At 63.2% G+C, this 17,975-nt stretch carries 18 protein-coding genes; 12 read left to right on the top strand and 6 right to left on the bottom strand.

The features are described from left to right. The first annotated feature begins 161 nt into the window (after window positions 1-161). The 3 genes from PQT43_RS00135 (at window position 162) to PQT43_RS00125 (ending at window position 2,109) form a co-directional block, all read left to right on the top strand. Window positions 162-1,043: a LysR substrate-binding domain-containing protein gene (locus PQT43_RS00135; RefSeq protein ID WP_110653100.1), complete on the top strand. Its 882-nt coding sequence runs from the start codon at window positions 162-164 to the stop codon at window positions 1,041-1,043. A gap of 56 nt (window positions 1,044-1,099) precedes the next feature. Further along, on the top strand, window positions 1,100-1,675 hold the full coding sequence (locus PQT43_RS00130; RefSeq protein ID WP_102878286.1) for an NAD(P)H-dependent oxidoreductase: 576 nt from the start codon (window positions 1,100-1,102) through the stop codon (window positions 1,673-1,675). Window positions 1,676-1,737: 62 nt separating this feature from the next. After that, complete coding sequence (locus PQT43_RS00125) at window positions 1,738-2,109, top strand: MerR family transcriptional regulator (protein ID WP_267269342.1); 372 nt, start codon at window positions 1,738-1,740, stop codon at window positions 2,107-2,109. Between the two features lie 20 nt (window positions 2,110-2,129). Here PQT43_RS00125 and PQT43_RS00120 read toward each other — a convergent pair whose 3' ends face one another. Further along, window positions 2,130-3,533, bottom strand: coding sequence for an amino acid permease (locus PQT43_RS00120; RefSeq protein ID WP_110653101.1), 1,404 nt, complete (start codon window positions 3,531-3,533; stop codon window positions 2,130-2,132). A gap of 110 nt (window positions 3,534-3,643) precedes the next feature. Beyond that, on the bottom strand, window positions 3,644-4,894 hold the full coding sequence (gene kynU / locus PQT43_RS00115; RefSeq protein ID WP_272753369.1) for a kynureninase: 1,251 nt from the start codon (window positions 4,892-4,894) through the stop codon (window positions 3,644-3,646). Window positions 4,895-5,082: 188 nt separating this feature from the next. On the opposite strand from kynU, the gene PQT43_RS00110 reads away from it, so the two are divergent. Continuing rightward, on the top strand, window positions 5,083-5,556 hold the full coding sequence (locus PQT43_RS00110; RefSeq protein WP_102878281.1) for an Lrp/AsnC family transcriptional regulator: 474 nt from the start codon (window positions 5,083-5,085) through the stop codon (window positions 5,554-5,556). A 6-nt stretch (window positions 5,557-5,562) separates the two neighbouring features. On the opposite strand, the gene PQT43_RS00105 is transcribed toward PQT43_RS00110, so the two are convergent. Then, the gene (locus tag PQT43_RS00105; protein ID WP_123393800.1) at window positions 5,563-6,576 is read right to left on the bottom strand and encodes an AraC family transcriptional regulator; all 1,014 of its coding nucleotides are present in this window, start codon (window positions 6,574-6,576) and stop codon (window positions 5,563-5,565) included. Between the two features lie 348 nt (window positions 6,577-6,924). Between PQT43_RS00105 and antA the strand changes: the two genes are divergently transcribed. The 5 genes from antA (at window position 6,925) to PQT43_RS00080 (ending at window position 12,719) form a co-directional block, all read left to right on the top strand. After that, entirely contained in the window at window positions 6,925-8,313 is a 1,389-nt protein-coding gene (gene antA, locus PQT43_RS00100; RefSeq protein ID WP_123393801.1) for an anthranilate 1,2-dioxygenase large subunit, read from the top strand. A 2-nt stretch (window positions 8,314-8,315) separates the two neighbouring features. Then, complete coding sequence (antB, locus tag PQT43_RS00095; protein WP_047301590.1) at window positions 8,316-8,807, top strand: anthranilate 1,2-dioxygenase small subunit; 492 nt, start codon at window positions 8,316-8,318, stop codon at window positions 8,805-8,807. An 18-nt stretch (window positions 8,808-8,825) separates the two neighbouring features. Next, window positions 8,826-9,848 (top strand): anthranilate 1,2-dioxygenase electron transfer component AntC, encoded by a 1,023-nt coding sequence (antC, locus tag PQT43_RS00090; protein ID WP_272753368.1) that lies wholly within the window; start codon window positions 8,826-8,828, stop codon window positions 9,846-9,848. A 79-nt stretch (window positions 9,849-9,927) separates the two neighbouring features. Continuing rightward, on the top strand, window positions 9,928-11,328 hold the full coding sequence (locus tag PQT43_RS00085; RefSeq protein WP_110595947.1) for an amino acid permease: 1,401 nt from the start codon (window positions 9,928-9,930) through the stop codon (window positions 11,326-11,328). A 182-nt stretch (window positions 11,329-11,510) separates the two neighbouring features. Beyond that, window positions 11,511-12,719: a benzoate/H(+) symporter BenE family transporter gene (locus PQT43_RS00080; protein WP_272753367.1), complete on the top strand. Its 1,209-nt coding sequence runs from the start codon at window positions 11,511-11,513 to the stop codon at window positions 12,717-12,719. Between the two features lie 14 nt (window positions 12,720-12,733). Here the strand turns inward: PQT43_RS00080 and pdxR are convergent, their stop codons facing one another. The 3 genes from pdxR to kynB all read right to left on the bottom strand — a co-directional run bounded on the left by pdxR (window position 12,734) and on the right by kynB (window position 16,098). After that, window positions 12,734-14,233 carry a MocR-like pyridoxine biosynthesis transcription factor PdxR gene (gene pdxR / locus PQT43_RS00075; RefSeq protein ID WP_123393805.1) on the bottom strand — a complete coding sequence of 500 codons (1,500 nt, stop codon included), beginning with the start codon at window positions 14,231-14,233 and terminating at the stop codon, window positions 12,734-12,736. A 266-nt stretch (window positions 14,234-14,499) separates the two neighbouring features. Continuing rightward, window positions 14,500-15,351 carry a tryptophan 2,3-dioxygenase gene (gene kynA, locus PQT43_RS00070; protein WP_102861023.1) on the bottom strand — a complete coding sequence of 284 codons (852 nt, stop codon included), beginning with the start codon at window positions 15,349-15,351 and terminating at the stop codon, window positions 14,500-14,502. 105 nt (window positions 15,352-15,456) lie between these two features. Then, the gene (gene kynB / locus PQT43_RS00065; RefSeq protein ID WP_102861022.1) at window positions 15,457-16,098 is read right to left on the bottom strand and encodes an arylformamidase; all 642 of its coding nucleotides are present in this window, start codon (window positions 16,096-16,098) and stop codon (window positions 15,457-15,459) included. 276 nt (window positions 16,099-16,374) lie between these two features. On the opposite strand from kynB, the gene PQT43_RS00060 reads away from it, so the two are divergent. The 3 genes from PQT43_RS00060 (at window position 16,375) to PQT43_RS00050 (ending at window position 17,843) form a co-directional block, all read left to right on the top strand. Continuing rightward, window positions 16,375-16,719 (top strand): cupin domain-containing protein, encoded by a 345-nt coding sequence (locus PQT43_RS00060; protein ID WP_102861021.1) that lies wholly within the window; start codon window positions 16,375-16,377, stop codon window positions 16,717-16,719. Window positions 16,720-16,842: 123 nt separating this feature from the next. Beyond that, window positions 16,843-17,328 (top strand): type II RES/Xre toxin-antitoxin system antitoxin, encoded by a 486-nt coding sequence (gene parS / locus PQT43_RS00055; RefSeq protein WP_102861020.1) that lies wholly within the window; start codon window positions 16,843-16,845, stop codon window positions 17,326-17,328. Beyond that, window positions 17,325-17,843, top strand: a complete 519-nt coding sequence (locus PQT43_RS00050) for an RES family NAD+ phosphorylase (protein WP_102861019.1) — start codon at window positions 17,325-17,327, stop codon at window positions 17,841-17,843. The genes parS and PQT43_RS00050 overlap by 4 nt, the downstream gene beginning before the upstream one ends. The last annotated feature ends 132 nt before the right edge of the window (window positions 17,844-17,975 follow it).

Here is a 17,975-nt window from a genome sequence, read left to right as displayed (position 1 = left end):
ATACCAAAACCTATTGCCCGTACCTCCGTAGGAGCTGGCTTGCCAGCGAAGGCGCACTCAAGCCCGATGCAAAATCCTAAGGCCTCTTCGCCGGCAAGCCGGCTCCTACAAAAACATCTGCACGGCCTCCGTAAGAGACCCCGTTCCCCGAGGAATGCCCCATGCACTTCGACCTGATCGACCTGCGGCTGTACCTGAACATTCTCGACGCCGGCAACATCACCGCCGGGGCCGCTCGCAGCCATCTGTCCCTGGCCGCCGCCAGCGCTCGAATCCGTGCCATGGAAGCCTCCCTGGGCATCGAGTTCCTCGAACGCGGGCGCCGCGGCATTCGCCCGACGCCCGCCGGCAAGGCCCTGGCCCAACATGCCCGTACGCTGTTGCTGTACGCCGAACACCTGCAACAGGACCTCGCCGAATACGCCAAGGGAATCAAGGGCCAGGTGCGCTTGCTGTGCAACACCACCGCCCTCAGCGAGTACCTGCCGGAGTTGCTGGCGGACTTCCTGCACAACCAGCCCCAGGTGGATATCGACCTGCAGGAATTGCCCAGCCAGCGCATCACCCACGCCCTGCGCCAGGGTGCGGCAGACCTGGGTATCGTCTCCGACGCGGTGGACATTCAGGGACTGATGAGCCGGCCTTTCCGTGATGATCCGCTGGTCCTGGTGATGCCCCAGGATCACCCGCTGAGCCTGCAGCCCAACCTCAGCTTCAACGACACCCTGGCCCACGACTACGTTGGCCTGGCCAGCCATAGCGCCCTGGCGGTGTATCTGGAGGAACAGGCCCTGCACCTGGGACGACGCATGCAATTGCGCATCCGCGCCGAAGGCTTCGACGCCCTGCTGCGCATGGTGGCCCGTGGGGCTGGGCTGGCGCTGGTGCCCCTGGCGGCCCTGGAGCGCAACCGTCACCTGCCATTGCAGTCCCGCCCTCTGAGCGAAGCCTGGGCCCGGCGCCGGTTGCTGTTGTGCGCCCGTGACTTCGCAACGCTGCCGCTGTATGCCCAAGGTTTGTGCGCGGCACTGCTGCCGCCTTGACTCTCCCCTTAGGGGCAGACTTTAGCCTTGGGGTTTATCCCTCAAGGACCACGGTAATGAGCAAACGCATCCTGGTGATTCTCGGCCACCCCTCGCGCAACAGCCTGTGCGCGGCATTGAGCGAGCGCTATGTGAAGGCGGCGCAGGAAGCCGGGCATGACGTGCGCCAGCTCAGGCTCGGCGACCTGCGCTTCGATCCGGTGCTGCGCGAAGGCTACCGGCAGATCCAGCCTCTGGAGGAAGACCTGCAACGGGCCCAGGCCGACATCCTCTGGGCCGAGCACCTGACCTGGGTCTTCCCCATCTGGTGGGGTGGGATTCCAGCCCTGATGAAGGGCTTTCTCGACCGTGTGCTGCTGCCGGGCTTCGCCTTCAAGTACCGCCCCGGCAAGGCCTTTCCCGAGCAACTGCTCAAGGGCCGCACCGCCCACCTGATGGTGACCATGGACACACCGCCCTGGTATTTCCGCTGGTTCTATCGCATGCCCGGCTTGCAGCAGATGCGCCGCACCACCCTGGCCTTCTGCGGCATCAAGCCGTTGCGCACCCTGACCTTTGGCCCGGTGCTGGACGCCAGCGAAGAACGCAAGGCGGATTGGCTGATGCAGGCGCAGTACCTTGCCAGGCAGTGAATCCACCGGATAATGCGCAACGCTGTCCACCGCCCGAAACCGGTACTGAACAAGGAGTTTTCATGTACATCGGCCAAGCCGCGCAACTGTCCGGGACCACCGTCAAGAGCATCCGTCACTACGAAGCCATCGGCCTGTTGCCCGAAGCTCCGCGTCAGGGTCGCTACCGCCTCTATGACGCCCAGAGCGTCGAGCAACTGATGTTCATCAAATGCGCGCAGCAGTTGGGGTTCAAGCTCAAGGAATTACAGCAGGTGTTCGCCACGCACCAGGGCCAGGCCTTTCCCTGGGACCGCGCCCAGGCCGCCCTGGCGCAAAAGAGGCGCGAGCTGCAACAACAGATCGATGACTTGCAGCAGTTGCAGCGCCGGCTCGAAGTCTTCGAGACCCGCCTGCAACAGGCTCGCGAAGAGTGCCCCCTGGGCAGCCCGTAGGCGGCCCTGGAGGCCTTGCCTCAGACTTCCGACAAACCGGCGACCGTCCTGGGCTTACGGAAGCACAGGTAGTAGACCAGGGTCAGTAACAGCAGGAAGGGCACGCCGAACACCAGGGTCATCTTGAACGCCTCGGTGAAGAAGGTGGTGATCATCACCGCCCCCATCAGCACCAGCCCCAACAGGGTGCTGTAGGGAAACAGGCGCATGCGGAACGACAGCTGCTGCTCGCCATGGCGCTGGTGATAGCGGCGGAAGCAGTAGTGGGTGAGGAAGATCATGAACCAGGTGAAGATCGCGCCAAACATCGAGATCGCCATCATCAGGGTGAACGAGCTTTCCGGGTACAGCACGTTGACCAGGGTCGCCAGGGCGATGCCGGAGCTGGACAGCAGCAGCGCGTTGAGCGGAATCCCGCTCTTGCTCAGGGCGCCCATGGACTTGGGTGCGTAACCGGCGCGGGACAGGCTGAACATCATCCGCGTGGTGATGTAGAGCTGGCTGTTCATCGCCGACAGCGCGGCGATCAGGATCACGAAGTTCATCACCCCGGTGGCCCCGGGAATGCCGATGGTCTGCATCACCGTGACGAACGGGCTCTGGGCCTTGCCGGCCTGGACCCAGGGCACGATGGCCAGCATCAGGGCCAGGGTCAGCAGGTAGAACACCACCAGGCGCACGATGGTGGCGCGAAACGCCTGCTTCACCGCACGTTGCGGGTCCTTGGCCTCCCCCGCCGCTACAGCGATCATTTCCACGCTCAGGTAACTGAAGATCGACACGATCACCGCGATCCACATGCCCTCGAAGCCATTGGGAAAGAAGCCGCCGTGGGCGCTGTAGTTGTGCACGCCGTAATCGGGGTTGCCGGAGCCGAACACCACATACACCGCGAGGATGATGAAGCCGACGATGGCGGCGATCTTGATGGTGGAGAACCAGTATTCGAAGTTGCCGAAGGTCTTCACGCTGATGGCGTTAAGCAGAATCAGCACGCTGGAGAAGGAGACGATCCACACCCATTCCGGGACGTTGGCGAACCAGTACTTCATGTACATCGCAATGGCCGTGACCTCGGCGCCCACCGCCAGCACGATGGCCGCCCAATAGGCATAGCGCACCAGGAACCCGGCCAGGGGACTGATGTAGAACTCGGCATAGGCGCCGAAGGAACCGGAGGTGGAGTGGGCCACGGTCATTTCCGCCAGGCAGCCCATGAGGATCAGGGTGATCAGCGCGCCGATGGCATAGCTCAACAGCACGCTGGGGCCGGCATAGCCGATGGCATAGGCACTGCCCATGAACAGGCCGGTGCCGATGGCCCCGCCGATGGCGATCATGCTCATCTGGCCGGCGGTCAACTGCCGCCTGAGGCCGTGCTCGCGATTGGAAATCGCTTCGAAACCCTTGTTGGAGGTGGTCACTTTGAGTGCCTCTTTATTGTTGTGTGCACGTATAAATCGATAGGGCAGCTCGTCCTTGTGCCGCTTGCCCGGGTCGCCGCTGGCTGCGGCAACCCAGGGATAAAACCGTCTCAGGTCACGCTGTGACGCACCTGGAATTGCGCCTGGGCCCAGGTTTTTTCATCGAGGATTTCACCGAGAATCTGCACCGCTTCCCAGACCTCACTGAAGCGGGTGTAGAGCGGGGTGAAGCCGAAACGCATGATCCGTGGCTCGCGATAATCGCCGATCACACCACGGGCAATCAGGGCCTGGATCACCGCGTAGCCTTCGGGGTGTTCGAAGCTCACGTGGCTGCCTCGCTTGGCGTGATCCCGCGGAGTCACCAGCTTCAGGTCATGGCCGGCGCAACGCTGTTCCACCAGCTCGATGAACAGGTCGGTCAGGGCCAGGGACTTGCGCCGCAGGCTCTGCATGTCGGTCTGTTCGAAGACCTCCAGGCCGCACTCGACCATGGCCAGCGAAGTGATCGGCTGGGTGCCGCACAGGTAGCGGGCGATACCGCTGGCGGGCTCGTACTGGGTGGCCATGTCGAACTGCCGGGCATGGCCGAACCAGCCGGACAGTGGCTGGGTCACCAGATTGCACAGGGCAGGAGCAACCCAGGCGAAGGCTTGCGAACCCGGGCCGCCGTTGAGGTATTTGTAGGTGCAGCCGATGGCGTAGTCGGCGCCGCTGCGATTCAGCTCCACCGGCACTGCGCCGGCCGAGTGGGCCAGGTCCCAGAGGCTCAGGGCGCCGGCTTCGTGGATCAGTCCGGTGACGGCCTGCATGTCGTGCATGTAGCCGGTCTTGTAGTTGACGTGGGTGAGCATCACCACCGCCACGTCCTGGTCGATTGCCGCCGGCAGTTGTTCCGGGCTGTCCACCAGGCGCAGGGAATAGCCCTGCTCAAGCATCTGGGTCAGGCCCTCGGCGATGTACAGGTCGGAAGGGAAGTTGCTGCTTTCGGAAACGATCACCCGCCGTTCGGGGGCGCGTTCGGCCTGCACTCGCAAGGCCGCACTGAGCACCTTGAACAGGTTGATGGTCGTGGTGTCGGTGATCACCACTTCGCCGTTGCCGGCGCCGATCAACGGGGCCAGTCGGTCCCCCAGGCGCTGGGACAGGTCACGCCAGCCGGCGCTGTTCCAGCTGCGGATCAGGCCATCGCCCCACTCCTGCTCGATCACTTGCCGGGCCCGTTCCAGGGCGGCCACAGGGCGAGCACCCAGGGAGTTGCCATCAAGGTAGATCACGCCCTCGGGCAAGGCGAACTGTTGGCGCAGCGGCGCCAGTGGGTCCTGTTCATCGAGACGCAGGCAGTGGTTTTTATCGATCATTGGAAGTCCTGTCTTGGTCAAGGTCATGTACGCCAGGCGCGGGCCGGGCACGGGGTCTGGGCGACCCGCAAACCCAGGAAATAATGGACGAAGCCAGCTAGAATTTTCGTGCAAAGTGCAGCGCGTTATCGTACTAATCTCGAATAAAATTCTAATCCTTCAATAAAAAACGCGGATTTATGCCAGCCATGACCCTCGACTCCACCGACCTGCGCATCCTGCACTTCCTGCAACAGGATGGGCGTATCAGCAATCAGGAACTGGCAGAGAAAGTCGCCCTTTCACCCTCCGCCTGCCTGCGCCGCCTGCGCATGCTCGAAGGCGACGGGATCATCAGCGGCTATCGCGCCCAGCTCAACGCCGAGCGTCTGGGGATCGAGTTGGAAGCCATCGTCCACGTGTCCCTGCGCCAGGACGTGGAAGGCTGGCACGAGACCTTTATCAGCAAGGTCCAGCAATGGCCGGAAGTGGTGGCCGCCTACGTGATCACCGGCGCCAGCAACTACGTGCTGCGCATCCGGGCGCGCAACCTCAAGCACTTCTCGGATTTCATCGTCAATCACCTGAACCGCGCGTCCGGGGTTACCGACATCCGCTCGGAAATCGTCCTGCAGAAGATCAAGGAACAGGACGGCCTGCTGGATCTGGTGCTGCGCAAGTAGTCCGTCCTAGAACCCCACCGGGCGCCGCGCCTGGTGGCGCTGGACTGTGGCGCTCGGCGCCTCGTCGAACAGCTTGCGGTACTCCGCGGAAAACCGCCCCAGGTGGGTAAAGCCCCAGGCCAGGGCAATCTCGGAAATATTGCGCGCGGCGCCGTGTTCGAGAATGTCCTGGCGCACGCCATTGAGTCGATGTCGCTTGAGGTAGGCCATGGGCGACAGGGCAAAGTACTTGCGAAAGGCCTCGAACAGCTTGAAGCGTGAAACACCGGCGGCGGCTTCCAGGTCCTCCAGGTGTACCGCCTCTCGGGCATGCTCGTGCAGGTACTGGCGGGCCCGCACCAGGTAATGCGGCAGCTTGACCCCGAGCATCGCCTGCAGCTCCGCGGAGTAGTTGTTGGGTTGGGCCAGGATCAGCCCCTTGATCAGGGAGCTCTCGATCTCCCGGGTGAAGGCCAGTTGCTCGTAAAGTTCGTTGCCCTGGGCCAGTTCGCCAATGAAGTGATGCGCCATGCGCCACCAGGCCGCGGCGGCGCCCTGCCGTGCGTCCATGGCAGGCTCGAAGCGCAGCGGCTGCTCGACCGGGCGTTGCAGCAACGCCTCCAGGGCTTCGCTCATGGCCGGCCGGGAAATCACCACCTGCAACTTGCGGCAGTCGCCGGAGATGGCCAGCACCTGGCTTTCGTTGGGGGCAATGATCACCCCCTGGTCAGGGTCCGAACGCAGCAGGCGACCGTCCTTGCTCAGCTCCTGCTCGCCGCACAGGGGCAGGCTCAGGCTGTAGCTGCTGAAGCGCTCGGTGTCCTCGATATCGACGACCACGTCGGTGCCGTATTCGATGATGCCCAGGGTCGTGGCACGGGACCTGAGGACGTTGGCACTGTGGTGGAAACGAATGCGTTCGGGGTTAGCGGTTTCCAGGCGGTGCGGCCCACAGATACCCGCCATCCAGCTCCTGGCCCCTTCAAGGTCATAGCGATCGATACGAATCTCGCGAAACAGCCCATCAGCCTTGCTATTCATCACGGCGCACCCACGGCAATTATTATTCAGCGCGCTCTGACGGCGCGTCTTGTGCGACAGGGCAAGTTTTGCGCCAGCCGGCAACGCTGCCAACCCAGTGGATAGCAATCGCCCACTAAGTGGATAACCCGCCCCCATCGTCCTCTCTGGCCGGGCTCACAGTAGCCCATCGGCGCCCCGTGGTGCAGCTGTCGATCGCCGATCCGCTCAAAGGTGGGTCGCAGCTGGGTCACAACTACCCAGGCAATTTTATGGATGGCCTTGGCCGACTAAGCGGATAGCCACCGGCGCCCCGCACTCTCTCTAATGAATGCACCCGATTGACCTGAATAAAAAAGGTACCGACTCATGAGTGGTGCAAGAAGCGTCGAGCAGTGGCAAGACTTCATCCACGGCTGCCTGGACTTCCGCCCCGCGGACGGAGTGTTCCGTATCGCCCGGGAGATGTTCACCGAGCCCGAGCTGTTCGATCTGGAGATGGAACTGATCTTCGAGAAAAACTGGATCTACGCCTGTCACGAAAGCGAACTGCCCAACAACCACGACTTCATCACCATGCGCGCCGGGCGCCAGCCGATGATCATCACCCGCGATGGCGAGGGCCGACTCAATGCCCTGATCAACGCCTGCCAACACCGCGGCACCACCCTGACCCGGGTCGGCAAGGGCAACCAGTCGACCTTCACCTGCCCATTCCACGCCTGGTGCTACAAGAGCGACGGGCGCCTGGTGAAGGTCAAGGCGCCGGGGGAATACGACGAAGGCTTCGACAAGGCCACCCGCGGCCTGAAGAAGGCTCGCATCGACAGCTACAAGGGCTTTGTCTTCATCAGCCTGGACGTGGCCGCCGACAACAGCCTGGAAGACTTCCTGGGCGACGCGCGGATCTTCTTCGACATGATGGTCGCCCAGTCCCCCAACGGTGAGCTGGAAGTACTGCCGGGCAAGTCCGCCTACACCTACGACGGTAACTGGAAGCTGCAGAACGAGAACGGCCTGGACGGTTATCACGTCAGCACCGTGCACTACAACTACGTGGCCACGGTGCAGCACCGTCAGCAGGTCAACCGTGACAACGGCACCGGCAGCAGCGCCACCCTGGACTACAGCAAGCTCGGCGCCGGCGACGCCAGCACCGACGACGGCTGGTTCGCCTTCAACAACGGCCACAGCGTGCTGTTCAGCGAAATGCCCAACCCGGCGGTGCGTTCCGGCTACGCCAGCATCATGCCGCGCCTGGTGGAGGAGCACGGCCAGGCCAAGGCCGAGTGGATGATGCACCGCCTGCGCAACCTGAACATCTACCCCAGCCTGTTCTTCCTCGACCAGATCAGCTCCCAGCTGCGGATCATCCGCCCCATCGCCTGGAACAAGACCGAGATCATCAGCCAGTGCATCGGGGTCAAGGGCGAGAGCGACGCCGACCGGGAAAACCGCATCCGCCAGTTCGAGGATTTCTTCAACGTCTCGGGCATGGGCACGCCGGACGACCTGGTGGAGTTTCGCGAGGCCCAGCGCGGCTTCCAGGGGCGCCTGGAGCGCTGGAGCGATGTCTCGCGCGGCCATCACCGCTGGGCCACCGGCCCCACCGCCAACAGCGAGAACCTGGGCATCCAACCGGCCATGACCGGCACCGAAATCACCCATGAAGGGCTGTACGTCAACCAGCACCGCAACTGGCAGAAATTCCTCCTCGACGGCCTGCAGCGCCAGTCCCTGAAACTGCGTGAGGTATGAACATGAATGCGCAATTGCAGTACCAGATCGAGCAATTCTTCTATCGCAAGTGCGAACTGTGCGACGCCCAAGACTGGGACGCCTACCTGCAGCTGTTCGCCGTGGACAGCGAGTTCCACCTGCCGCAATGGGACTCGGAACACGTCTACACCCGGGACCCGAAACGCGAGATGTCGCTGATCTACTACGCCAACCGTTCGGGCCTGGAAGACCGGGTGTTCCGCCTGCGCACCGGCAAGGCGGCCTCGACCATTCCCATGCCGCGCACCCTGCACATGGTCAGCAACCTGCGCATCGCCGAGGGCGACAACGGGCTGCTGCAGGTGCGCCTGAACTGGCACACGCTGTTCTATCGCCTGGCCACCTCCGAGGACTTCTACGGTCACGCCACCTACGACCTCAAGCCCCATGGCGACAGCTGGCTGATCCAGCGCAAGCACGTGCTGCTGCTCAACGACACGATCAACTCGGTGCTCGACTTCTACCACCTCTGACTCGACGGACATCTCTTCATGACGCACAAGGTCGCGTTCAGCTTTGCCGACGGCAAGACCCTGTTCTTCCCGGTCAAGGCCAATGAAATACTGCTCGACGCTGCCCTGCGCAACGGCATCAAGATCCCCCTGGACTGCCGCGAAGGCGTCTGCGGCACCTGCCAGGGCCGTTGCGAGTCGGGCCTGTACAGCCAGGACTATGTGGACGAGGAAGCCCTCTCGCCCCAGGACCTGGAGCAACGCAAGATGCTCACCTGCCAGACCCGGGTGCAGTCCGATGCGGCGTTCTATTTCGACTTCGATTCCAGCCTGTGCCACAACGCCGATCCGGTGCGACGCACCGGCTCGGTGATCGACGTGCGCCAAGTCTCGGACAGCACCGCCATCCTGCACCTGGACCTGGGTAGCAGCGAGGCACCGCTGGAGTTTCTCCCCGGCCAGTACGCACGCCTGCAAGTTCCCGGCACCGACAGCAGCCGGGCCTACTCCTTCGCCAACCGGCCAGGAGCGGACAACCAGTTGCAGTTCCTGATCCGCCTGCTGCCCGACGGGGTAATGAGCAACTACATCCGCGAGCGTTGCCTGGTGGGTGACAGCATCGAACTGGAGGCGCCGCTGGGGGCTTTCTATCTGCGCCAGATCAGCCGGCCGCTGCTGCTGGTGGCCGGCGGCACCGGGCTGTCGGCGCTGCTGGCGATGCTCGAACAGATCGTCGAGCAGGGCTGCCAGCAACCGGTGCACCTGTACTACGGCGTGCGCCAGAGTGCCGATCTGTGCGAACTGGAGCGTATCCAGGCGCTGGGCGAGCGCCTGCAAGGGTTTCGCTTCACCCCGGTGATCAGCGACGCCGACCCGGATTGGTCGGGCAAGCGCGGCTACATCACCGAGCACTTGGACAGCAGCGAACTGCGCGACCAAGACAGCGACCTGTACGTTTGCGGACCGCCACCGATGGTCGATTCGATCCGAACCTGGCTGCAAGAACAGCAACTTAACCGCGTTCAGCTGTATTACGAGCGGTTTACCGAGAGTAATATCTGATCCCGTCAGCATTGAGCCGCGATCGGTCCCGTTCACCACGGGATCGGTCCTGATAACAACTAGAAGAGAGCGCACATTAGTGGATCAAACCTTGCAACAAGGTGAACTCAAGCGTGGCTTGAAGAATCGCCATATTCAGTTGATCGCCCTGGGCGGGGCGATCGGCACCGGACTCTTCCTCGGCTCGGCCGGGGTGCTCAAGTCCGCCGGACCTTCGATGATCCTCGGCTATGCGATTGCCGGGTTCATTGCCTTCCTGATCATGCGCCAGTTGGGGGAAATGATCGTCGAAGAGCCGGTGGCCGGCTCCTTCAGCCACTTCGCCCACAAGTACTGGGGCGGCTACTTCGGCTTTCTCGCCGGCTGGAACTACTGGGTGCTGTATGTCCTGGTGGGCATGGCCGAGCTCACCGCGGTGGGCAAGTACGTGCAGTTCTGGTGGCCGGAAATCCCCACCTGGGTTAGTGCGGCGGTGTTCTTCGTGCTGGTCAACCTGATCAACATGATGAACGTGAAGTTCTTCGGTGAGGCCGAGTTCTGGTTCGCCATCATCAAGGTGGTGGCCATCGTCGGCATGATCGTCCTCGGCTGCTACATGCTGTTCAGCGGCAGCGGCGGCAGCCAGGCGTCGGTGAGCAACCTCTGGTCCCACGGCGGTTTCTTCCCCAACGGCGGCACCGGCCTGCTGATGGCCATGGCCTTCATCATGTTCTCTTTCGGCGGCCTGGAACTGGTGGGCATCACCGCTGCCGAAGCCGCCGAGCCGCGTAAAGTGATTCCCAAGGCCATCAATCAGGTGGTGTACCGGGTGCTGATCTTCTACGTCGGCGCCCTGGCCGTGCTGCTGTCGCTGTATCCGTGGGATGAACTGCTGGTGAGCCTCAACGCCGGCGGCGACGCCTACAGCAGCAGCCCTTTCGTGAAGATCTTCTCGCTGATCGGCAGTGATGCGGCGGCGCAGATCCTCAACTTCGTGGTCCTGACCGCAGCACTGTCGGTGTACAACAGCGGTGTGTACTGCAACAGCCGCATGCTCTATGGCCTGGCCGAACAGGGCGACGCGCCCAAAGCGCTGATGAAGCTCAACAAGCAGGGCGTGCCGATTCTGGCCCTGGGCATTTCCGCGCTGATCACGCTGCTCTGCGTACTGGTCAACTACCTGGCGCCCCACGAAGCGCTGGAGCTGTTGTTCGCCCTGGTGGTGGCTGCACTGATGATCAACTGGGCGCTGATCAGCCTGACCCACCTGCGCTTTCGCAAGGCCATGGCCGAGCAAGGCGTGGTGCCGTCGTTCAGGGCGTTCTGGTCGCCACTGAGCAACTACCTGTGCCTGGCGTTCATGGTGATGATCATCGGCGTGATGTGGATGATCCCGGGCATCCGCGCCTCGGTGTATGCGATTCCGGTGTGGGTCCTGGTGATTTGGGGCTTCTACCGCCTGAGTCATGCACGCAAGGCCGGACAGCCCGCCCTGCACTAAGCTCACGATTGCAACACCCGAAAGCCCGGCCAGGATCAAGGCCGGGCTTTTTTGTCGGCGGCGTAAAAGCGGTCTGCCAATTAGAGTGAATGTGGCCTGAAACAACAGTCCGCCCTCTCTCTAGAATCGACTCCCTCCCGGCACCTGAGCCTGGGAGCCTGTTTCTGGATGGAGAGCGGCTGATGAACAGAACGGCGACAAGCCTGCGCTGGACCGATGTTTTCTCGCCCACCGTGGCGGCGCTGATTTCAGTGCTGGTGAACTACGGCGGAACCTTTGTCCTGGTGTTCCAGGCCGCCGAGCTGGCGCGGCTGTCAGAGGCCCAGACCGCGTCCTGGGTCTGGGCGGTGTCGGTCGGTGTCGGCCTGACCGGGCTGTGGCTGAGCCTGCGTTACAAGGCGCCAATCATCACTGCCTGGTCCACACCCGGCGCGGCGTTCCTGGCCACGGTGATGCCGTTCACGCCCTATGCCGAGGTGATCGGTGCCTACCTGATCTCGGCCCTGGGGTTCATCATCCTCGGCGGCTCCGGGGCCTTCGACAGGCTGGTGCGGATGATCCCCAAGGGCATCGCCGCCGGCCTGCTGGCGGGCATTCTGCTGCAGTTCGGGATCAATGCCTTTGGCGGCGCCAGCGCCGACCCGCTATTGGTGACAGTGCTGTTAGTGTCCTACGCCCTGCTGCGGCGCTTCACCTCGCGCTTTGCCGTGGTGGGCATCTTGGTCATCGGCCTGGGGCTGCTCATCGCTCAGCAGCGGATCGACTTTTCTGCAGTGCACTTGAGCCTGGCCGTACCGATATTCACCGCGCCGCAGTTCTCCCTGCAGGCCTTGCTCGGAGTGGCCTTGCCGCTGTTCGTCATCACCCTCACCGGCCAGTACATGCCCGGCATGCTGGTGTTGCGCAATGACGGCTACAGCACCAGCGCCAACCCAGTGCTCACGGTCACCGGCCTGGGTTCGCTGCTGATGGCACCGTTCGGCGCCCATGCCTTCAACGTGGCGGCGATTACTGCGGCGATCTGTACCGGCAAGGACGCCCATCCTGACCCGAAAAAACGCTACATCGCCGGTATCGCCTGCGGGCTGTTCTACATCCTGGTGGGCACCTTCGGCGTGACCCTGGCCAGCCTGTTCATGGTGCTGCCCAAGACCTTTATCAGCGCCCTGGCGGGCCTGGCGCTATTGGGGGCCATCGGCGGCAGCCTGGCCAATGCCATGGCCGACGCGGCCACCCGGGAAACCGCACTGATCACCTTCCTCGCCACCGCGGCCAACGTCACCCTGCTCGGGGTCGGCGGTGCCTTTTGGGGGCTGGTGGCCGGCTTGACCGCGCACCTGCTGATCCATGGCCGGGCCACTCTGTTGACCGCCCGTACCGTCAAACCCTGAAAGCCAGCGCCTGGCTAGGCCTTTTTCAGGGCCTGGGCCAGGCGTGCCATGGTCGTTTCGATTTCATGGGCGCTCAGCGAGGCGTAGCCCAGCAACCAGCCTGGCTGCTTGTGCTCCCCGGCATACAGCCGGCCTAGCCCTGGTAACTGGATGCCGGCCCTGGCGGCTCGTTGCTGGGTCAACGCTTCGCTCCAGCCGGGCTCCAGCAGGCAAGGAATCTGCAACCCGCCCGGTGGCGGCAAGGCCACGGCAATGCCCTGCAAATGCCGCCCGATGGCATCGAGCATGGCTTGCCGACGCTCGGCGTACAGCTTGCGCATGGCCCGCACATGGGCGTTGTAGTGCCCCTCCTCCATGAACCGCGCCAGGGTCAGCTGGAGGATCTGCGGCGTGTGCCCGTCCATGATGCTGCGGGCCGCGCTGAAGGCGCTCACCAGCTCGCTGGGCAGAGCCATGTAGCCCATGCGCAGGCCCGGGTAGAGGGTCTTGCTGAAGGTGCCGATGTAAAGGGTGCGCTGATACGGGTCCAGGCCCTGGACACAGGCGGTGGGCAAACCGTCGTAGTGGAACTCGCTGTCGTAGTCGTCCTCGATGATCCATTTCTCCTGCTCGGCGGCCCAGCGGGTCAGTTCCAGGCGGCGCTCCAGGGACAGGGTGACGCCCGTGGGGTACTGATGGGACGGCGTCACATAGACACAGCGGGCGCCACTGCGGTCGGCCCGCAGCAGGTCGGTGCGAATGCCCTGGCTGTCGACATCGATGGGCACGATGCGCGCCTCGGCGGCCTCGAATGCCTTGCGTGCGCCGAAGTAGCCCGGGTTCTCCAACAGGATCGGCTTGCCGGCGTCCACCAGCAGTTGCGCGCACAGAAACAGCGCCTGGCGGGTACTGCTCAGCACCAGGATCTGCTCGGGCTGCACCTTGGCTCCGCGCTCCAGGTTCAGGTAGGCGGCAATGGCCTTGCGCAGGGGCAGCGCGCCCTGGGGATCACCATGCAGCAGTACATTGGCGCGGTAATCCTTCAGCGCCTGGCGTTGCAGGCGTTCCCAGACATCCAGCGGGAAGCTGCGGGTTTCCGGCAGCCCGGTAGCAAAGGCGGTGACGGCCTGCTGATCGCTGACGCCGCCCCTTTGCAACAGCAGCGCGCCGCGCCGGCTCAGGCCCGCCCCAGGCTCTCGGCTGTGCCCAGGCTGCCCCTGCAACTGCTGGCGGCGGCGGACCGAGCCGCGCAACTGGGCACCGATGGCTTCACAGACATAACTCCCCGAACCTTCGCGGCGCTGGATAAAACCGTCGCGCTGCAACTGCACATAGGCGTTTTCCACGGTGTCCCGGGAGACCGCCAGCGACTTGGCCAGGGCCCGACTGGCCGGCAACTTCACCCCAGGCCCCAGGGCACCATCGAGGATCAGCCCGCGCAACGCACGCTGGATGCGCTGGTGCAGGTCCAGAGGGCGGAACTCAGGGTCGCTGAGGCGCATCTTGAGGGTTTCAAGCTCGAAGGTCCGGGACATGTGGTCTGCCTGGGAGAGTAAAAATTCTGCACTTAAGGCAGCCACTTTATCTCCAGAGCGCAACTGTCGCCAATGCCTACCGCTCTGCAACGACCTCTGTAGCCGCTGCCGCAGGCTGCGCTAAGGTCCGCAGGACCTTCCAGACCTCAAGAGCGCGTCTGCTGCGCAGGCGATCGCAGCCTGCGGCTGCGGCGACATTAGGGATTCAGGCAATCAGACGCCGGCAGGCAAATGAAAACGCCCCGGCAGGCGGAGCGTTTTGCGGATCAGAGCGAGGATCGCACTCGCCACAACTCGGGGAACAGCACGGTGTCGAGCATCTTGCGCAGGTAGCCCACGCCTTCGGTGCCGCCGGTGCCAGGCTGGAAGCCGATGATGCGCTCCACGGTGGTCACGTGACGGAAGCGCCACTGGCGGAAGGAGTCCTCCAGGTCGATGAACTTTTCCGCCAACTGATACAGGTCCCAATAGGCCGAAGGGTTGGCGTATACCTCGCGCCAGGCCGCCTCCACCGACGGGTCATGCTGAGTCGTGGTGGTGCTGTTCAGGGCCAGGCGCGCGGGGTCGATGCTCAAGCCGCTGCGAGCCATCAGGGCAATCGCTTCGTCATACATGGACGGCGTGGCAATCGATTCTTCCAGGGACTGCAGCAGCTCGGGACGGTGGGCGTGAGGCCGCAGCAGGGCCGCGCTCTTGTTACCGAGGATGAATTCGATTTCCCGGTACTGGAACGACTGGAAGCCCGAGGACTGGCCCAGGTACGGGCGGATCGACTTGTACTCGGACGGCGTCATGGTGGCCAGCACGGCCCAGGCGTGCACCAGCTGGTCGAAGATCCGCGACACCCGCGCCAGCATCTTGAACGCCGGGGGCAACTGGCCCTGGCGCACCTGCTCGCGGGCGGCCTTGAGCTCATGAAGCATCAGCTTCATCCACAGCTCCGAAGTCTGGTGCTGGATGATGAAGAGCATTTCGTTGTGGTCCGGCGACAGCGGATGCTGGGCGCTGAGAATACGCCCCAGGTCCAGGTAGTCGCCGTAGCTCATGGAATCGGAGAAATTCAGCTCGGCGTTATGCCATTCATCCGGTGGGTTGCTTGAAAAAGGACATTGGCTCATGGCGTGGGCTCCTCGCCTCAGGCAGCGGTTACCACCCGCAGGCTGTGCAACCCGGGGCGGGATGCACAACGGCGCGGACGGCCAGCTGTGTATTTATTGTAGGAATCAATCGGCCAGGGGGCGCAGGATCGCCCGCACCGGACTGGCATCCAGGTGGGCAAAGCGCAGTGGCAGGGCAATCAGTTCGTAGTCGCCTTCGGCAACCTCATCCAGGACTATCCCCTCAAGAATCGCCATGCCGTGGCGGGCCACGGTGTTATGAGCATCCATGGTCTTGGACTGCTGGGGATCGAGGGACGGGGTGTCGATGCCGATCAGGCGCACGCCGAGGCTGGCCAGCAGTTCGATGGTGGCTGGAGCTACCGCGGTAAAGTCCGGGTCCCACGTGCTCAGCGGCGCCTGTGGATAAGTGCGTAGCAAGACTCGCGCAGGCAAGTTGTCCAAGCGTCCGAGCACGGCTTCGGGCTGCACCAGGGCGCCGCTGTCCAGGCAATGCAGGACCCGGCACGGGCCCATGTAGACATCCAGCGACACTTCGCCGATGGGCAAGCCGTCCGGCCGGTAATGCAGGGGTGCGTCGACATGGGCGCCAGTGTGGGGCGACAGGGTTACGCGCCCGACATTCACCGGGCATTCGGGCCCGAACTGCCAGACGCGCTCCTCCTGGAACGGCGTGTCCCCCGGCCAGGTCGGGGTCGCGGTACTCAAAGGCGGGCTGATATCCCACCAGCGTGGTGTATTTTCCATTCGTGCGGCTCTCGGTCACTCCGGACTGAATGATACGAGCGATACCAGTAAAGATTCTTGCGAAATAACTCGGGCATCGTCAGATATTTCGCAAATCCTGCTAAAAAACTGCCCTTTGTCGAGGGAATGTTTCAAGCGCCAGCCGCCCGTTCCCCCCCAGCCGGCAGCAACTCTCGCATTGCGCTTCTGGATACCCCGAGGTCGAGAACAGACATCCCCCTGAACGTCGGGCGCTATAGGGTGCGTCTTCAGTTCTCTGCCCGCTAGGAGCACAGCATGTCGCAACCTATTACCGTTCTGCGCGATACCCACCCACTGCCCGTCCTCGACGCCTGCAAGTGGGAAAAACTCGAGGGCGATCCCCACACCGTCAACCTCAACGCCTACACCAGCGAGGACGGCAGCAAGATCATGGGCACCTGGATCTGCACCCCGGGCAAGTGGCGAGTGGCCTATGAGAAGTGGGAGTACTGCCATTTCCAGGAAGGGTACTGCGTGATCACCCCGGATGGCCGCGATCCCATCCACTTGCGTGCCGGCGATATCTTCGTGGTGGAACCCGGGATGAAAGGCACCTGGGAAGTGGTGGAAACCGTGCGCAAATACTTCGTGTTTGCCTGAGTCAGAACACACCGGGGGGCCCCTTCGACCTGGGCTCCCCTTCCGGCATTGCCATTGAACACAACGTGCTCCGCCAAATGTCTATATAATCACTGCCAAATGGCAAAGGCAGGAGTAGCACTCATGGTTGCGCTGACAGGCACCGGCATTGCCCCCAAGCGGCGGGGCAAACTGGTATTGAAAGAACAGTCTGCGGACATCCTCCTGGGTGGCCGGGCACGGTTTGACGACCGCATTTCGATCTATCGCTTGACCGAGGAAGGCATCCCTCTGACGGCGATCATCAAGTTCGTCTCCTCGGTCCCCATGCTCAAGGACGAACAGGTCCTGGCCAAGATCATCGGCCTCTCCGAACGCACCCTGCATCGGCGCCTGAAAACCCCGGACGAACCCCTGAACCCGGAGCAGAGTGCCCGCGCGGTACGCTTCGCCCAGGTGCTGGCCAAGGCCCAGGACGTCTTCGGCAGCAGTGAAGAGGCACAGGACTGGATGGCCAAGCCGGTGATGGGCCTCGACGGCCATAAACCGGTGGATCTGCTGACCAACCCCATCGGCTTCGAACTGGTGGACGAGTTCCTCACCCGCCTGGAATACGGGGTCTATCAGTGATCAGTATTCCGGGCAGCAGCGAGATTCATTTCTGGCGACTGGACGCCGCCCGGCACGCCGACAGCTGGGACAGTGGCATCGGTGCCGAGCTGTGTGGCGGCCGCTGGAACTCCAAAGGGGTCAAGGCCGTATATGGCAGCGCCGATCCGGCCACGGCGATTCTGGAAGTGGCGGTGCACAAGGGCTTTGCCGCACTGGATAACGTGCCCCATGTCCTCACTGGCGCCCTGATCCAGGACCCGTCGGCCATCTACCGCGTGGATGAACGCAGCCTGCCCAATCCCAACTGGCTGATCCCGGGCATCCCCAGTGCCGGCCAGCAGAAATTCGCCGACCAGTTGCTGGCCGACCATCCATTCGTGCTAGTGCCCTCATCGGTGTCCCGGCACAGCTGGAACATTCTGATCAATCCATTGCTGGCCAAAGGGCTGTACCAGGTGGTGATCCAGGAACGCTTCGGCCTCGACACCCGTCTCAACCCTCCCCCGCACACCGCTGCCAATCGCCCGAACTGAACCCACAAAAAAGCGGGAACCTGCCCGACGCAGATTCCCGCAAACGCCCCGGCTGAAGGGGCCGCGTTCAACACCAATCTTCGCCAGGCTTGAAATCGCTGCGGCCCTTCGGGCCGTTCGCAGCCTGCGGCG

It is taken from the genome of Pseudomonas sp. BLCC-B112, assembly GCF_028550695.1.
Lineage (GTDB): Bacteria > Pseudomonadota > Gammaproteobacteria > Pseudomonadales > Pseudomonadaceae > Aquipseudomonas > Aquipseudomonas danubii.
Note: the sequence above shows the minus strand (reverse complement) of the source record. Positions and strands in the feature narration are given on the sequence as shown.

Excerpts from the sequence above, each read along its gene's own strand:
- PQT43_RS00105 (WP_123393800.1), bottom strand. The coding sequence starts at position 6,576 with ATGAATAGCAAGGCTGATGGGCTGTTTCGCGAGATTCGTATCGATCGC.
- PQT43_RS00060 (WP_102861021.1), top strand. The coding sequence starts at position 16,375 with ATGTCGCAACCTATTACCGTTCTGCGCGATACCCACCCACTGCCCGTC.
- pdxR (WP_123393805.1), bottom strand. The coding sequence starts at position 14,233 with ATGTCCCGGACCTTCGAGCTTGAAACCCTCAAGATGCGCCTCAGCGAC.
- PQT43_RS00110 (WP_102878281.1), top strand. The coding sequence starts at position 5,083 with ATGACCCTCGACTCCACCGACCTGCGCATCCTGCACTTCCTGCAACAG.
- kynU (WP_272753369.1), bottom strand. The coding sequence starts at position 4,894 with ATGATCGATAAAAACCACTGCCTGCGTCTCGATGAACAGGACCCACTG.
- PQT43_RS00080 (WP_272753367.1), top strand. The coding sequence starts at position 11,511 with ATGAACAGAACGGCGACAAGCCTGCGCTGGACCGATGTTTTCTCGCCC.
- antB (WP_047301590.1), top strand. The coding sequence starts at position 8,316 with ATGAATGCGCAATTGCAGTACCAGATCGAGCAATTCTTCTATCGCAAG.
- kynB (WP_102861022.1), bottom strand. The coding sequence starts at position 16,098 with ATGGAAAATACACCACGCTGGTGGGATATCAGCCCGCCTTTGAGTACC.
- PQT43_RS00125 (WP_267269342.1), top strand. The coding sequence starts at position 1,738 with ATGTACATCGGCCAAGCCGCGCAACTGTCCGGGACCACCGTCAAGAGC.
- kynA (WP_102861023.1), bottom strand. The coding sequence starts at position 15,351 with ATGAGCCAATGTCCTTTTTCAAGCAACCCACCGGATGAATGGCATAAC.
- PQT43_RS00135 (WP_110653100.1), top strand. The coding sequence starts at position 162 with ATGCACTTCGACCTGATCGACCTGCGGCTGTACCTGAACATTCTCGAC.
- antC (WP_272753368.1), top strand. The coding sequence starts at position 8,826 with ATGACGCACAAGGTCGCGTTCAGCTTTGCCGACGGCAAGACCCTGTTC.
- PQT43_RS00130 (WP_102878286.1), top strand. The coding sequence starts at position 1,100 with ATGAGCAAACGCATCCTGGTGATTCTCGGCCACCCCTCGCGCAACAGC.
- parS (WP_102861020.1), top strand. The coding sequence starts at position 16,843 with ATGGTTGCGCTGACAGGCACCGGCATTGCCCCCAAGCGGCGGGGCAAA.
- antA (WP_123393801.1), top strand. The coding sequence starts at position 6,925 with ATGAGTGGTGCAAGAAGCGTCGAGCAGTGGCAAGACTTCATCCACGGC.